We start from the raw sequence: 15360 nt of genomic DNA, 5'->3' as shown, positions 1-15360 counted from the left end.
CGGCGCGGCCGCGTTTCGGGTATTTGGACGACGAAGAAACCGGCGGCGCGGCCGCTTCTTCGGTGCTCAATGCCCCTGCGGCCGGGCCACCGGCTCAGGCGGCGGCTTCCTCGGGCTCGACCAGGGCCACGATGTCCATCATGATCCGGTTGAGCTCGAAATCCTTGGGCGTATAGACCCGCGCCACGCCCAGCTTCAGCAGCCGGGCCGCGTCCTCGTCGGGGATGATGCCGCCGACCACCACCGGGACATGCGTCAGGCCGGCGGCGCGCATGCGCTCCATCAGCTCCTCGATCAGCGGCAGGTGGCTGCCCGACAGAATCGACAGGCCGACGACATGGGCATTGTCCTCGGCGGCGCGGGCGACGATCTGCTCGGGGGTCAGGCGGATGCCCTCATAGGTGATGTCCATGCCGCAGTCGCGGGCGCGGAAGGCGATCTGCTCGGCGCCGTTGGAATGGCCGTCGAGGCCGGGCTTGCCGACCAGGAATTTCAGCCGCCGGCCCAGGCGCCGGCTGACGGCGTCCACCGCCTCGCGGATCGGCTCCAGCCCCTCGGTGCGGTTGGACGGGCTGGCCGAGACGCCGGTCGGGCCGCGATATTCGCCATGCACCTGGCGCATCACCGCCGCCCATTCGCCGGTGGTCGCCCCCGCCTTGGCGGCGGCGATGGAGAACGGCATCACGTTCCGGCCGCTCTGCGCGGCATCGCGCAGCGCGGTGAGGGCGGCCTGGACGGCCGCCTCGTCGCGCGCCTGCCGCCAGGCCTCCAGCCGGGCGATCTGGTCCTGCTCGACCGCCGGATCGACCACCATGATGCCGCCGTCGCCGGCGGTCAGCGGCGAGGGCTCGCCCTGCTGCCAGCGGTTCACGCCGACCACGACCGTCTCGTTCGCCTCGATGCGATTCAGCCGCTCGGCATTGGATTCGACCAGCCGCGACTTCATGTATTCGATGGCGGCAATGGCGCCGCCCATCTCGTCCAGCGTCGCCAGTTCGGCGCGGGCGCCGGCCTTGAGTTCCTCGACCTTGGCGGCGATGGCCGGATTGCCGTCGAAGAGATCGCCGTATTCCAGGAGATCCGTTTCATAGGCGACGATCTGCTGCATGCGCAGCGACCATTGCTGGTCCCAGGGACGCGGCAGGCCCAGCGCCTCGTTCCAGGCCGGCAGCTGGACCGCGCGGGCGCGGGCATTCTTCGACAGCGTCACCGCCAGCATCTCGAGCAGGATGCGGTAGACGTTGTTTTCCGGCTGCTGCTCGGTCAGGCCGAGGCTGTTCACCTGCACGCCGTAGCGGAAGCGGCGGTATTTCTCCTCCTCGATGCCGTAGCGTTCGCGGCAGATCTCGTCCCAGAGCTCGGTGAAGGCGCGCATCTTGCACAGCTCGGTCACGAAGCGGATGCCGGCGTTCACGAAGAAGGAAATCCGGCCGACCATGGCAGGAAAATCCCTGGCCTCGACCTTGCCCCTGAGGTCGTCGAGCACGGCGATGCCGGTCGCCAGCGCATAGGCCAGCTCCTGCTCGGGCGTGGCGCCGGCCTCTTGCAGGTGATAGGAACAGACGTTCATCGGGTTCCATTTCGGCAGGCTCTTTGCCGTATAGGCCGCGACGTCGGTGATCATCTTCAGCGAGGGTTTCGGCGGGCAGATATAGGTGCCGCGCGACAGGTATTCCTTGATGATGTCGTTCTGCACCGTGCCCTGCAGCCTGGTGATGTCGGCGCCCTGCTCCTCGGCCACGGCGATGTAAAGCGACAGGAGCCAGGGCGCCGTCGCGTTGATGGTCATCGAGGTGTTCATCTGCTCGAGCGGGATCTGGTCGAACAGCGCCCGCATGTCGCCCAGGTGGCTGATCGGCACGCCGACCTTGCCGACCTCGCCCCGGGCCAGAACGTGATCGCTGTCATAGCCGGTCTGGGTCGGCAGGTCGAAGGCCACCGAGAGGCCGGTCTGCCCCTTGGCGAGGTTGCCCCGATAAAGCGCGTTGGATTTCTCGGCGGTCGAATGGCCGGCATAGGTGCGGAAGAGCCAGGGTTTGTCTTTCTCGGCCACGGAGTCGATCCTCGCAAGATTATTACGACGGTGCCAGCGATAGCGTAACAATGCTGCGCCGTCAATTCGCTGCGATGCAGAGAGGCGATGCGATGCGGGATGCGGATGGCGGACCGTTGCGGTCCGGCCCCCGACATGCGCCCGCGGGATGGGTTGCGATCCCGGTCCGGCTTCCCCCCTCGGGCGGATCGTCGGCGAGGCTCGCGGCCCGATCCCGGCGCTCTCCGCCTGCGGTTCGGCGGCGACCGCGCCTGCCGGTTGCGGGCCCCGGCCTTGGAAGAAGCTCTCCGACATGGCCGGTGCATGTCCCATGCGTCCGCAAGTCAATGGCTTGGCGATACCGTGGCGATGCTGGACGGGCGGTGTCCGCCGAGGGTGGAGAGGTCGGGCCTTGCAGCCCCGATCCTGCGCGGCGGACACCGCCCGCGGCCCAAGGGGCGTCGCGCCATGGCGGTCGGGACCATCGCCGCCGGCGCAGGGCGCCGCGGTGTGAGCGGCATGCTATCGGCCGGGATGCGGCCCGCGGCTGACGGCGAGCACGATCAGTAGAAATGAAGCCGGCCGGAAGCGGAAAGCTGGCCACGGATGCTGATTCCGTAGAGCCGCGACAGGTTGGCTTCCGTCATCGTGTCGATTACCGCGCCGCAGGCCAGCGCGCCCTCGCGGCCGACCAGCAGAACCTGATCCGCGACGGCCGCGGCATGGTCGGGGTCGTGACTGGACAGGATAATGCTCCGCCCCGCCTCGGCAAGCTGCCGGATCGCCTGCGCAACCTGGCGGCGGTTGGCGAAATCGAGGCTTGCCGTCGGCTCGTCCATCACCAGCGCCGCCGCATCCTGCGCCAGCGCCCGGGCGATCAGCACCAGCTGGCGCTGGCCGCCGGAAAGCCGGGCGATCTCGGCCGGGGCGAGATCGGCGATGCCGAGGCGGTCGAGCGCGGCCATCGCGCGGGCGGTCTCGGGCCGGCCGGGGCGCGCGAAAGGCCCCAGCCGCGCCGCCGCCCCCATCAGCACGATGTCCAGCGCCGTGAAGGCGAAGGGACTGGCCAGCGCCTGCGGCACATGCGCCAGCCGTGCCGCGATCTGGGGCCGGGACAGCCGCGCAAGCGGCGCGCCGTCCAGCGTCACCTCGCCGGCGACCGGCGGGATCAGCCCCAGCAGCGTGCGGAACAGCGTGGTCTTGCCGGCGCCGTTCGGACCCAGCACGCAAAGCACCTGGCCCGCCGGCAGCCGGAAATCCAGGCCACGGATCAGCGCCTTGCCGCCATGGCCGACAGTCAGGTCGCGGGCGGTCAGAAGCGAGGTCATTCGCTCCATCCCCGCGAACCGCGCATCAACAGGCCGACGAAGACCGGCGCGCCCAGCACGGCCGTCAGGATGCCCAGCGGCACTTCGATGCTGGCGATGCTGCGGGCGGCGGTGTCGACCAGCACCATGAAGCCCGTGCCGATCAGCATCGAGGCCGGCAGCAGCCGGTCGAAGCGTGGCCCGGTCAGCAGCCGCGCCATATGCGGCACCATCAGCCCGATCCAGCCGATCACCCCCGCCATAGAGACGGCGGCCGCGGTCATCAGCGTGGCGCAGGCGACCACCATCAGCCGCAGCGGCCTTGCATCGACGCCCATGGCCAGCGCCTCGTCCTCGCCCATGGCGAGGATGCCGATGCGCCAGCGCAGCGCCAGCAGCGGCGCAAGCCCGACCAGCACCGCCGGCAGCGCCAGAACGACGTCGACACGCTTGATCCCCGCAAGGCTGCCCATCAGCCAGAAGGTGATCGCCGGCAATTGTTCTTCGGGATCGGCCAGCAGCTTGACCAGCGAGATGCCTGCCCCGGCCAGCGCGCCGATGGCGATGCCGCACAGCACCATGACCAGCACCTGCCCGGTGCCGCGCAGGGCAAGGCTCAGGCCCAGCACCAGCGCCACGGTCAGCAGGCCGGTGCCGAAGCCCAGCAGTTGAATGGCGATGACCGGCAGTCCCAGCAGGATGCCCAGCACCGCGCCAAAGCCCGCCCCGGCCGAGACGCCCAAAATATCGGGCGACACCAGCGGGTTGCGGAACACCGTCTGATAGGCCGCCCCGGCCGAGGCCAGCACCGCGCCCAGCAGCGCGGCGGCCAGCACGCGCGGCAGACGGATGTTGAGCAGCACCGTAACCGCCTGCGGATCGCTGCGCTCACCCAGCAGGATCGCGACGATCTGGCCGGGCGACAGGCCATAGGGACCGGTCGCCACCGCCAGCAGCAGCGCCGCGACCACCCCCGGCAGCAGCAGCAGGGACAGGCGGCGCTCACTCACCCAGCAGGGCCGAGACGGTGGCGTCGTCCGGACGTGGACCATAGAACAACTCGTGGAAATCCGCGATCTGCCGGTGCAGGTCGCCCTTGGCCGCCTGCGGGTAAAGCTTGTGCGACAGCCAGATCACCCCGGCCAGCCGATTGACCGAAGGCGGGGCGTCGATGAAGCCGAAAGGTGCCGAAGGCGCCAGATAGACCTGGCGATTGGCGACCGCCGGGATGCCCTGCCATTCCGGCATGCTGCCGACCTTGGCGGCGAAATCCGGGTCCACGGTGATGATGACATCGGGTGCCCAGGCCTGCACCTGCTCGGGCGAGACATTGGCCAGCCCGTCCCCCGCCGCATCGACCACGTTCCGCGCCCCCACGCGGGCGATGATCTCGGCATTGATCGAGGCGCGGCCGGCGGTCTCGGTCCCCTCGGGGCCGCGGGCCAGATAGACGCCGGGCCGGGCCGCTTCGGGAATATCGGCCAGCATGGCGTCCAGATCGGCCAGTGTCGTTTCGGCATAGCCCGCCAGCGTCTCGCCGCGTTCCGGCACGCCCAGCGCCTCGGCCATCTGCCGAATCGCCTGCGGCATGGCGGCAAAGCTGCCATCGACCAGCACATAGGGCACGCCGGCCTGATCCTGCACCCGCCGGGCCAGATCGGCATAGGTGGCGTTGACGCTGCCGTAATCCACGATCAGCTCGGGTTTGGCCGACAGCAGCACCTCGAGATTCAGCGTGTCGCCCCTGCCGGTCAGGCGGCCCAGCACCGGCAGTTCCGCAAGCCCGGCACGCAGGAAAGGCCGGTCTTGCGGTTTCAGCGGCCGCACCCAGCCGACCATCGCCTGCGGCTTCAGCGCGTAAAGCAGCACCGCCGCCGGCGGGCCGGCGGCAAAGACCCGCTGGGGATGGCCGGGGATCTGCACCGCGCGCCCGGTGGCGTCGGTGAACGCCCTGCCATCCCGCGCCAGCGCCGGGCCGGCGGCGACCAGCGCCAGCAGCAGGCCGGCAAGATGCCGGCGGGTCAGAAGAATCATGTCATGGCTCCGAATGCGGCCTTGATGTCGATAAGCGGCGTGCCGTCCAGACAATCCAGCCCGCGCACGGTCAGCACCGGCCCGTCGACCGCCAGCAGCCGCACGACCGAGGAGGCGACCGGATTGGGCCGCACCGGCGAACGCAGGGCAAAGGTTCCGGTGGCGCTGTCGCCGAATTTCGGGTTCTGCAGCACCAGGTCGCGCCGGGCATGATCCATCCAGTACAGGATCTGCAGATTCTCATGCGCCCGGACCCCGGCCAGCGCCGCGTCCCAGGGGCCGAAGACTTCGATATGGCAATCGGGGCCGGTCTCGGCATCGCCGCGATGCGGGCAATCACCGCGCCGATGCCAGGGGGTGCGGATGCGGCCGATGAACCAAAGTCCGGCGTCGAAACCCGTCGGCGTGGTCACGGCCCGTTCATGTGGCCTCAGCGCATCCGCGGATCGTGTCATTCCGCGACGCCGACCATCACGTCCGAGGCCTTGATGACGGCCGAAGCGCGGCTGCCGACCTTGAGCCCCAGTTCCTTGACCGCATCATTGGTGATCGAGGCGGTGACGGTGCTGCCGCCCAGGTCGATGCGGACATGGCTAGTCACGGCGCCGGTCACGATCTCGGTCACGGTACCGGGCAGGACGTTTCTTGCGCTGAGCTTCATGGGGTGTTCCTTTACCGTAGGGTTGAAAATCAGCCGACCTTAGCAAGGCAGGCCTGCCGCAGCCATGCGACAATCGCATCTTCCTCTGCCGGCAGCGGCTGGGCCCTGCCCTCGGTAAAGGCCAGAAAGGCCTCGCGCCATTGCGGCGCCACGCCGACCAGCACCGGCAGGCCCCGTGCGCAGGCCTCGCCGATGGCATGGACAAGGCCGCGGCCCGCCGCCTCCTGCTTGCCGAACTTGTTCACCACCAGCGCCTGCGCGCCGGGCAGGCGGCTTTCGACGACGGCGACCGCCGCCTCCAACGCCTCGGGGTCCAGCCGGCAGCCGGGCATCTCGGGCGGCAGGTCGGCGCTGATGCCGCGCCGCTCGCCATCGGGCAAAAGCGCCAGCACGATGTCGCAATGGCCGCGCGGCATGTCCGGGTCGACCGGCTGCACGGTGCCGGCCAGCGCGATGCCCAGCGCCGTCGCGCGCCCGGCCGCGGCGCTCAGCGCGCTGTCGGTGCCGAATTCCTCGTTCGAGCAGACATAGCGGATGTCCATGGTGGTCCCCCTTTCGGCGCTGATTCCCGCGTCGTTATAGATGATGAAACATAACGGATGGTGCTGGCAAGCGCTACGTGGCGCGGCGGACACGCCCGGAGGCTGCGACACCGTTCGGCCTATGGTCATCCCGGCCGGCTACGTTATGTTTTATGAAACATAACGATTCGCGAGAGGGAGCGATGGAGTGTAATTTGACGAGGGGCCTGTTCGCCCTGGCCTTGGCCGGGCTGATGCCCGGCGCCGGCATGGCGCAAACGCCCGGCGCGGGCATGGCGCAAGAGCCCGACACGGGCATGGCCGAAGACGCCGACCCGGCCAGCCCGGTCTTCACGCTGGGCACGGTGGTCATCACCGGCAAGGCCGAGGCGCAGGGCGGCACGGCGACCACCGTTTCCTCGGAGGAGATCGCGCGGCAGAACCGCCTGACGCTGGATGATGCGCTGGCCGTGGTGCCGGGGGTCGAGATCGGCAATACCGGCGGCAGCCGCAACGAGCGGCTGGTCTTCGTGCGCGGCTTCGACCGCTTCCAGGCGCCGCTGTCGATCGACGGCATCCGGGTCTATCTGCCGGCCGACAACCGCCTGGATTATGGCCGCTTCCTGACCCCCGACCTGGCCGAGATCCAGGTGCAAAAGGGCTATGTCTCGGTGCTGAACGGCCCCGGCGGCATGGGCGGCGCCATCAACCTGGTGACGCGCCAGCCCACGCAGCCCTTCGAGGGCGAGGCCCGGCTGGGCGTCGAGGCCGGCAATCGCGGCGACATCTCGGGCCGCAGCGGCTATGTGTCGCTGGGCACGAAACAGGAACAGTTCTGGCTGCAAGGCAGCTATCTGAAGCGCGACAGCGACGGCTTCTACCTGTCGCGCGATTTTCAGCCCCGCCCGCAGCAGGGTGCCGGCCTGCGCGACTATTCCGACAGCGAGGATTCGCGGCTGAACCTCAAGGCCGGCTGGACGCCGAACGCGACCGACGAATACGTGCTGAGCTATACCCGCCAGACCGGGCAGAAGAACGCGCCCTACAACGTCGACCAGCCGATCCGCGGGGTGACCGATGAGCCCGGCGAAGGCCAAAGCTGGCAGCGCGACTGGACCTGGCCGGAATGGGACATCGACAGCCTGGCCTTCTATTCGCACACCGAACTCGGCATGGGCTATGTGAAGACCAAGGCCTATTACAACCGCTTCGACAACCTGCTCTCGGCCTGGGACGACTATACCCATAGCACCCAGACCGAGCGCCGCGCCTTCGACAGCCGCTACAAGGACCGGTCCTGGGGCCTGAGCCTTGAAGGCGGGGCCGAGTTCGGCGACCACACCCTGCGCAGCGCCGCGCATTTCCGCCGCGACCGGCATGAATCGATCCAGTTCTCGCGCCCGGGTCTGGGCGGCAGCCCCGATCCGGCCGAGATCAGCACCGAGGAAACCTGGTCCGTCGCGCTGGAGGACACCTGGCAGGCGCGCGAGGATCTGCGCGTGGTCGCGGGCCTGAGCTATGACAAGGCCCGCGTGCTGGAAGCCGACCGGACCGAGGACGACGCCGGCCTGCCGACGGGTTCGTCGGACGCGGTGAACTGGCAGCTGGCGGCGATCTGGCAGCCGGGCGCTTCGGGCGAATATCGCGCCAGCCTGTCCTCGCGCACCCGGTTCCCGACGCTCTTCGACCGCTACAGCACCCGCTTCGGGACGGCGGTGCCGAACCCGGACCTGGAATCGGAACGCGCGCTGAACGCCGAGCTGGGCTACAGCGGCGACATCGGCCCCGCCACCGTGGACGCGGCGCTGTTCTACAGCAAGGTCAAGGACATGATCCAGTCGGTCCCGACCGGCGCGCTTGACGATGAGGGCGACCAGATCACCCAAAGCCGCAACGTCGGCGACGGGGTCTACAAGGGGTTCGAGGTCTCGGCCGACTGGCAACTGGCCGACGGCCTGATGCTGGTGGCGAACTATACCTATCTGCATCGGTCGATCACCGACCCGCTGCGCGCCGATTACCGGCCGACCGACACGCCGCGCCACAATGCCTTTGTGCGGCTGGACTGGCAGGCCACGGCGGCGCTGACGGTCTCGCCCTCGGTGCAGGTCTCAAGCTCGCGCCTGTCGGAAAGCGCCATCCAGCCCGAAGATCCGGCGGCCATCGCCTATACCCGCATGGGCGGCTTCGCGCTGGCCAACCTGGATTTCGCGTGGCAGGCCAGCGACCGGGCCGAGATTCTGTTCGGCATGCGCAACATCTTCGACCGGGATTATGCACTGGTCGAAGGCTATCCCGAGGCGGGGCGCAGCTTTTTCCTGACCACCGCGCTGCGGTTCTGAAAAGCACGGGGGGCGCCATCGTCGCCCCCCGTGCCTGCCCGCGTTTTCAACGCCGGGCCGGCAAGCGGAAAGGCAAAGCGATGACCCGGTTCGTGATCTACACACGCCTTGGACCAGAGGACCGGAGTCACTCGGGGCGTAGTCTGTCGGCGCAAAGGCGGGACATCGCTTTTTTCCTGGGCAGCTTTGCTGGCGCCGCCGCCCAGGTGGCAAAGCTGTTTTGCGACCGCAACGCGACCGCCGCGCAGAATTTCCCGGCCCTGGCGGCGGCGCTGGAGCTTTGCCGCCTGAACGGCGCAGAGCTGTTGGTCGCGCGCCTGGACCGCATCCCCTTCGACAGAGTCGGCCATGCCGCCGTCTTCGCCGATCCCGGGATTCGGCTGCGCGTCGCCGGGCTGCCTTATGCCCGCAAGAGCGAATTGCAGATCTACGCCCGGATGATTGCACAGGAGCGCGCCTTCGACCTTGAGAAGCAACAGACAGACCAGTCGCATGATCTGCCTTGGGCGGCGGCCGGGAAGGCGAACGGCGAACGCCGGCCCAGCGACATCGCGGACCATGCCCTGCCGATCGTGCTGCCGATGCGTGAAAGCGGATCAACCCTGAGCGAGATCGCATCGGCCCTGAACCAGCGCGGCTGGACCACCGAAAACGGCACGGCCTGGCGGCCCACGCATGTCTCGCGCCTGCTGCGCGATCTGCGGTGATCTCGGGTCGGGGCCGCGGCGCCGCTCTCTCCTGCCAGCCGCCACGCAACCTTTCGTTTGGTTCCGGGACCGCGACGAACCTGGCACCGGAAAAGTATTATCATGCTGATACGTCATCTCAGATTTTTCGTGACGCTGGCCGAAGAGCAGCATTTCGGCCGCGCCGCCGAGCGCTGCAACGTCACCCAACCCACGCTGTCGCACGCCATCCGCAAGCTCGAGGAAGAGCTCGACCTGGGCCTGATCGTGCGCGGTCACCGGTTTCTGTCGCTGACCGCCGAGGGCGAAAAGGTGCTGAACTGGGGCCGTCAGATCCTGTCCGATCACGACAGCATGCGCGACGATCTCAGCCGCAAGCACAGCACCGGGCTGAAGGGCTGCTTGAGACTGGGCGTGATCCCCGCCGCAATGCCGGCGACCGCGATCCTGACCGATGCCTTCATGGCCCGCAATCCGCATGCCGAGATCGTGCTGCGCTCCATGTCGTCGCGGTCTATCCAGAAGGGGATCGACAGCTTCGACATCGACGGCGGCATCACCTATCTCGACAACGAGCCCTTGCAGCATGTGCGCTGCCAGCGGCTTTACTCCGAGCGCTATGTCTTTGCCACGCGCCAGACGGACGCCCTTGCCGGCCGGGCGGGCATCTGCTGGGCGGAAGCGGTCGCGCACCCGCTCTGCCTGTTGTCAGACGACATGCAGAACCGCCGCATCATTGACCGTATCGCCGCCAGTTCCGGCGTGACATTGAAGCCGCGGATCACCACCAATTCCTTCCTGGGGGTGATGGCGCATCTGCGGCGCGGGCCTTGGTGCGCCATCGTGCCGCATACGTTCGGCATGGTTTTTGGCGGCGTGCCCGATCTGGCGCTGATCCCGATGACGACCCCGGCACAGGTGCAGGAAATCGGCCTTGTCCTTGCCGATCGGATGCCGCAATCCCCCATGGTGCGGGCCTTGCAGGATTGCGCCCAACGGGCGGTCGCGAACGGCCTGTTCGGCGACGCCGACCTGCATGAGCCGTGATCCGCCAGGAGGCTGCGTTTGACCAAGGAGATTCGGATATCGGCCGCACTGATTCTCGACCCCGATGGCCGAACGCTTCTGGTGCGCAAAGCGGGCACCCGGGCGTTTCAACAGCCAGGCGGCAAGATCGATCCAGGCGAAAGCCCCGAAAGCGCGCTTTGCCGGGAGCTTGGCGAGGAAATCGGATTGCAGATCGGTGCCGATGCGCTGCGGCATCTGGGCCGGTTCCGGGCGCCTGCCGCGAATGAGCCCGGCTGTCAGGTGGTGGCAGAGCTGTTTCTGCTGCGACTGAGCGGGGAAGCGGACATCGCCGCGGGCGCCGAGATTGCCGAGGCGGTCTGGATCGATCCGGCAGCGGCCGGCCTGCCCCTGGCGCCGCTGACCGGCAAGGAGATCCTGCCGCGTCTGGTTGCCGGCCTGTTCCGCGCCCCGGCCTAGACCGGGCCGGCGTCAACCGGCGCACCGACGATCCAACCTGGTGTCGATGGCCTGCTGCGCCGGCTCGGGCTTTCCCGTCATCTCGACGCCGGTCCACTCGATCCGGGCGAGACGCTCGGCGTGACCGCGATCCGCGATGCGGCGCGCGATCGCGCGCCCAGCGGCGGCGGAATCGCCGCGTCGGTGGATGCTGCGCCGCAGCTTGATCGACCCCGTCTATGGATCGTTGAAAAACTCCGATTTGCCAATGCCTGCCGCGGAATGCAGGCTTGCCCTGTCCACAAGACACCTCGCTCAACCCGAGGCATCCAGGGAGGGAAGCCCCGACATTCACCCCGGCCGCAAGCGGCCGGTCCGCCTGACCGCAAGGGACAGGCCGGTGATCCTTTGTGCCGGATGCGGCGCGAAGGCAGGGCTTCTGGCTGCCGCAACGAAGCAAAAAGGAAGTGACATGGCCAAGGTAGTTTGCGTTCTTTACGATGATCCGGTCGACGGCTATCCGACCTCTTACGCCCGCGATTCCCTGCCGGTGATCGAGCGCTATCCCGACGGGCAGACCCTGCCCACGCCCAAGGCCATCGACTTCGTGCCGGGCAGCCTGCTCGGCTCGGTCTCGGGCGCGCTGGGCTTGCGCAAATACCTGGAAGCACAGGGCCACGAGCTGGTGGTGACCTCGTCCAAGGACGGTCCCGACAGCGAGCTGGAAAAGCACCTGCACGATGCCGAGGTCGTCATCTCGCAGCCGTTCTGGCCGGCCTACCTGACCGCCGAGCGCATCGCCAAGGCGCCGAAGCTGAAGCTGGCGCTGACCGCCGGCATCGGCTCGGACCATGTCGACCTGCAGGCCGCCATCGACCGCGGCATCACCGTGGCCGAGGTGACCTTCTGCAACTCGATCAGCGTGTCCGAACATGTGGTGATGACGGCGCTGAACCTGGTGCGCAACTACACCCCCTCGCATGACTGGGCGGTGAAGGGCGGCTGGAACATCGCCGATTGCGTCACCCGCTCTTACGACATCGAGGGGATGCATGTCGGCACCGTCGCCGCCGGCCGCATCGGTCTGGCGGTGCTGCGCCGCTTCAAGCCCTTCGGCATGCACCTGCACTATACCGACCGCCACCGCCTGCCGCGCGAGGTCGAGCAGGAACTGGGCCTGACCTGGCACGAGACGCCGCGGGACATGTTCCCGGCCTGCGACATCGTCACGCTGAACTGCCCGCTGCATCCCGAGACCGAGCACATGGTCAACGACAAGACGCTGAAGCTGTTCAAGCGCGGCGCCTATCTGGTCAACACGGCGCGCGGCAAGCTCTGCGACCGCGACGCGGTGGCCCGGGCGCTGGAAAGCGGCCAACTGGCCGGCTATGGCGGCGACGTCTGGTTCCCGCAGCCGGCGCCGCAGGATCATCCCTGGCGCACCATGCCGCATAACGCGATGACGCCGCATATCTCGGGCACCTCGCTGTCGGCGCAGGCCCGCTATGCCGCCGGCACGCGCGAGATCCTGGAATGCCATTTCGAGGGCCGGCCGATCCGCGACGAATACTTGATCGTGCAGGGCGGCAGCCTGGCCGGCGTCGGCGCGCATTCCTATTCCAAGGGCAATGCGACGCGCGGCTCGGAAGAGGCCGCGAAGTTCGAGAAGGTCGGCTGACACCTGCCGGCCCGCGCGAGAAAGATCGCGCGGGCCGTTTCCCGGGAGAATGACATGTATTCGCAAACACGGGCCGCCGAGCGGGAAAAGCCGCGGGCTCTGGCCGTCTATGCCCGCCTGAACCTGTTGCCCGCCTTGGTTTCGGGCCTGGGCGGAGCGGTGGCGATCTGCCTGCTGGCGGGGCTTGCGCAATCGCTGGAGCACGCGCTGCTGATCGCGCCCTTCGGGGCAAGCTGCGTGCTGCTGTTCGCCCTGCCGCAAAGCCCGCTGGCCCGGCCGCGCAACGTGATCGGCGGGCATTTCCTGTCGGCGCTGGTCGGGCTGCTGGTGCTGAACCTGGTCGGCGATTCCGTGCTGGCCATGGGGCTCGGCGTCGGCCTGGCCATCGCCGTCATGCAGCTGACCGGAACCGTGCACCCGCCGGCGGGTGGCGACCCGCTGGTGGTGATCCTGACCGGCGCGGGCTGGTCCTTCCTGGGCCTGCCGATCCTGGCGGGCACCGTGACGCTGGTTCTGGTCGCCCTCGCCTATCACCGGCTGGTTTCGACGCGCGCCTATCCGGGCTGACCGGGGGCGGCAGGAAAGGCCGTGACGGGGGCAGCCGCCACCCGTCCCGGATCGCTTGGGTCAGCCGGCCGGCAGGGCCGTGCCGAATGGCGACACCCGTGCAGCCGACACCCGGGCATCACGCTGAAATGGCGGATCTCGGATGGGCTGGCCCTGAACGCCGAGTTGCAGGTGCTGGCGGGGCCTGTTTCCTCCGGTGAACCAGGCTGGGAGAGCAGTCAGGACGCAAGTGCCCGAACCCATGCTGCGGCCGGGGATATCATTTCCGCCATCCGCACGCGAGAGCTGCAGGTGGGTCGGGTTGCCACGGGCGAAGATTGCGGCGCCTTCCCAGTCCGGAAGTCGTCGATGGACCAATGGCGGCAGGATCATACCAGGAACAGAATGCGCTCGACGGATGCCTTGCGCGGCGTCATGTCCACGGCGAAATTCGCGCGCGCTATCGGATTGCGGGACAAGCGGCGGTTTCAGGCAATGGTCGAGGCGCGGTGGCACTGAAGACGCTGCACCCCGTCACCCGACGGATGCAGCGTCGGATGACGGAGGCCTTCACCGCAACACGATCGTTTCGCGGCTGAAGGCATCCGACATCCGGGCATTCGCCCCGGATGGTCTCGATTTCGGCCCGATCTCTCAGCGTCAGGAGGCGATGCCGGCCCTCCTGGCGCCGTCAGTCATGAAAAAGCAGTGAAATGACCTTGGCAGGAATGAACCCGGATATCGGCCGATCCCCAGGAAAGTATCGATACAAACCAATCTGATCTGCTGCCCGCCCCCTTCGTGCAGGGCTTCGCGCTTGACAGGGATATGCACGAAAAACCGCGGAATCGTGCACTCTCATGCCTTATCAGCAACCGCTTGGATTTTCTGGTGACCCCGGCAGGACTTGAACCTGCAACCTGCCCCTTAGGAGGGGGCTGCTCTATCCAGTTGAGCCACGGGGCCGCCGCGCCCCCTTTTGCCCGCAGATCGGCGAAATGGCAAGCTAGCTTGCCGCCACCGGCGGGACGCGATAACGGTAACATGATTGCGTCCCGGTAGTTGTGATGAATACGAAAAGACCCCGCCGCCCCCTGACATTGCGCGATGTGTCCGAAGCCTCGGGCGTCTCGGAGATGACGGTCAGCCGCGTGCTGCGCAATCGCGGCGATGTCTCGGCCGCCACCCGCGAAAAGGTGCTGACCGCCGCCCGCGCGCTCGGCTATGTCCCGAACAAGATCGCCGGCGGGCTGGCCAGCCAGCGCGTGAACCTGGTCGCCGTGGTCATCCCATCACTGTCGAACATGGTGTTTCCCGACGTGCTGGGCGGCATCTCGGCCGAGCTGGACGATACCGGGCTGCAGCCGGTGGTCGGGGTCACGAACTATTCCCCCTCGCGCGAGGACGCGGTGCTTTACGACATGCTCAGCTGGCGGCCTTCGGGGGTGATCCTGGCCGGGCTCGAGCACAGCCGCGCGGCACGGGCCATGCTGGACAATGCCGGCCTGCCCGTGGTCGAGATCATGGATATCGACGGCGAACCCATCGACACGGCCGTCGGCATCAGCCATCGCCGCGCCGGCGCCGAGATGGCCGACGAGATCCTCGCCGCCGGCTATCGCCGCATCGGTTTCATCGGCACGCACATGCCCGAGGACCATCGCGCCCGCAAGCGGCTTGCCGGTTTCGAGGAACGGCTGGGCGAGCATGGGCTGCAACTGGCGGCACGGGAATATTACCAGGGCGGCTCGTCGCTGCACAAGGGCCGCGAGCTGACCGAGCGCATCCTGACGCGCGAGCCGGAGCTGGACTTTCTGTATTTCTCCAACGACATGATCGGGGCCGGCGGGCTGTTGTGGTGCATGGAGAAGGGCTATGACATCCCGGGCCGGCTGGGGCTTGCCGGCTTCAACGGCGTCGAGCTGCTGGACGGGTTGCCGATGCGGCTGACCACCACCGACGCGCGGCGCATCGATATCGGCCGGCGCGCGGCCCGCATCGTCGCCGGCAAGGAGCCGCGGCCCGAGAACGGCATCATCGCCCTGGCCCCGACCATCATGCCGGGCGAGACCATCCGCAAGCCTTGACG

Annotated in this window: 15 protein-coding genes and 1 tRNA gene; 8 read left to right on the top strand and 8 right to left on the bottom strand. The window is 68.1% G+C overall.

Features of this window, described 5'->3' with window-relative positions:
• Positions 1 to 94: 94 nt before the first annotated feature.
• From NBE95_RS08040 to NBE95_RS08010, 7 genes are all read right to left on the bottom strand, one after another.
• Positions 95 to 2053 (bottom strand): protein meaA, encoded by a 1959-nt coding sequence (locus NBE95_RS08040; RefSeq protein WP_289893389.1) that lies wholly within the window; start codon positions 2051 to 2053, stop codon positions 95 to 97.
• A gap of 542 nt (positions 2054 to 2595) precedes the next feature.
• Positions 2596 to 3360 carry an ABC transporter ATP-binding protein gene (locus NBE95_RS08035; RefSeq protein ID WP_289893388.1) on the bottom strand — a complete coding sequence of 255 codons (765 nt, stop codon included), beginning with the start codon at positions 3358 to 3360 and terminating at the stop codon, positions 2596 to 2598.
• Entirely contained in the window at positions 3357 to 4349 is a 993-nt protein-coding gene (locus tag NBE95_RS08030; protein ID WP_289893387.1) for an iron ABC transporter permease, read from the bottom strand. Before NBE95_RS08030 ends, NBE95_RS08035 begins: the two co-directional genes overlap by 4 nt.
• Positions 4342 to 5373, bottom strand: coding sequence for an iron ABC transporter substrate-binding protein (locus tag NBE95_RS08025; protein WP_289893386.1), 1032 nt, complete (start codon positions 5371 to 5373; stop codon positions 4342 to 4344). Before NBE95_RS08025 ends, NBE95_RS08030 begins: the two co-directional genes overlap by 8 nt.
• Entirely contained in the window at positions 5370 to 5828 is a 459-nt protein-coding gene (locus NBE95_RS08020) for an SAM-dependent methyltransferase (protein WP_289893385.1), read from the bottom strand. The genes NBE95_RS08025 and NBE95_RS08020 overlap by 4 nt, the downstream gene beginning before the upstream one ends.
• Positions 5825 to 6034, bottom strand: coding sequence for a TOBE domain-containing protein (locus NBE95_RS08015; RefSeq protein WP_019352118.1), 210 nt, complete (start codon positions 6032 to 6034; stop codon positions 5825 to 5827). The genes NBE95_RS08020 and NBE95_RS08015 overlap by 4 nt, the downstream gene beginning before the upstream one ends.
• Before the next feature lie 29 nt (positions 6035 to 6063).
• The gene (locus tag NBE95_RS08010; RefSeq protein ID WP_289893384.1) at positions 6064 to 6576 is read right to left on the bottom strand and encodes a DUF2478 domain-containing protein; all 513 of its coding nucleotides are present in this window, start codon (positions 6574 to 6576) and stop codon (positions 6064 to 6066) included.
• Positions 6577 to 6770: 194 nt separating this feature from the next.
• Between NBE95_RS08010 and NBE95_RS08005 the strand changes: the two genes are divergently transcribed.
• The 7 genes from NBE95_RS08005 to NBE95_RS07975 all read left to right on the top strand — a co-directional run bounded on the left by NBE95_RS08005 (position 6771) and on the right by NBE95_RS07975 (position 13790).
• Entirely contained in the window at positions 6771 to 8897 is a 2127-nt protein-coding gene (locus NBE95_RS08005; protein ID WP_289893383.1) for a TonB-dependent receptor, read from the top strand.
• A 206-nt stretch (positions 8898 to 9103) separates the two neighbouring features.
• Positions 9104 to 9604 carry a recombinase family protein gene (locus NBE95_RS08000; RefSeq protein WP_289893382.1) on the top strand — a complete coding sequence of 167 codons (501 nt, stop codon included), beginning with the start codon at positions 9104 to 9106 and terminating at the stop codon, positions 9602 to 9604.
• Positions 9605 to 9706: 102 nt separating this feature from the next.
• Complete coding sequence (locus NBE95_RS07995) at positions 9707 to 10630, top strand: LysR family transcriptional regulator (protein ID WP_289893381.1); 924 nt, start codon at positions 9707 to 9709, stop codon at positions 10628 to 10630.
• Positions 10631 to 10648: 18 nt separating this feature from the next.
• Positions 10649 to 11068, top strand: a complete 420-nt coding sequence (locus NBE95_RS07990) for an NUDIX domain-containing protein (protein WP_289893380.1) — start codon at positions 10649 to 10651, stop codon at positions 11066 to 11068.
• Positions 11069 to 11519: 451 nt separating this feature from the next.
• On the top strand, positions 11520 to 12725 hold the full coding sequence (locus NBE95_RS07985; RefSeq protein WP_289893379.1) for an NAD-dependent formate dehydrogenase: 1206 nt from the start codon (positions 11520 to 11522) through the stop codon (positions 12723 to 12725).
• A 54-nt stretch (positions 12726 to 12779) separates the two neighbouring features.
• Positions 12780 to 13292 (top strand): HPP family protein, encoded by a 513-nt coding sequence (locus tag NBE95_RS07980; protein WP_289893378.1) that lies wholly within the window; start codon positions 12780 to 12782, stop codon positions 13290 to 13292.
• A gap of 21 nt (positions 13293 to 13313) precedes the next feature.
• Positions 13314 to 13790: a hypothetical protein gene (locus tag NBE95_RS07975; RefSeq protein ID WP_289893377.1), complete on the top strand. Its 477-nt coding sequence runs from the start codon at positions 13314 to 13316 to the stop codon at positions 13788 to 13790.
• A gap of 370 nt (positions 13791 to 14160) precedes the next feature.
• On the opposite strand, the gene NBE95_RS07970 is transcribed toward NBE95_RS07975, so the two are convergent.
• Positions 14161 to 14237 (bottom strand) — tRNA-Arg (locus NBE95_RS07970).
• A gap of 101 nt (positions 14238 to 14338) precedes the next feature.
• On the opposite strand from NBE95_RS07970, the gene NBE95_RS07965 reads away from it, so the two are divergent.
• Complete coding sequence (locus tag NBE95_RS07965; protein ID WP_289893376.1) at positions 14339 to 15358, top strand: LacI family DNA-binding transcriptional regulator; 1020 nt, start codon at positions 14339 to 14341, stop codon at positions 15356 to 15358.
• Positions 15359 to 15360: the final 2 nt, after the last annotated feature.

It is taken from the genome of Paracoccus sp. TOH, from assembly GCF_030388245.1.
Taxonomy (GTDB): domain Bacteria; phylum Pseudomonadota; class Alphaproteobacteria; order Rhodobacterales; family Rhodobacteraceae; genus Paracoccus; species Paracoccus simplex.
The sequence above is the reverse complement of the archived record's forward strand: the minus strand, read 5'-3'. Positions and strand labels throughout refer to the sequence as shown.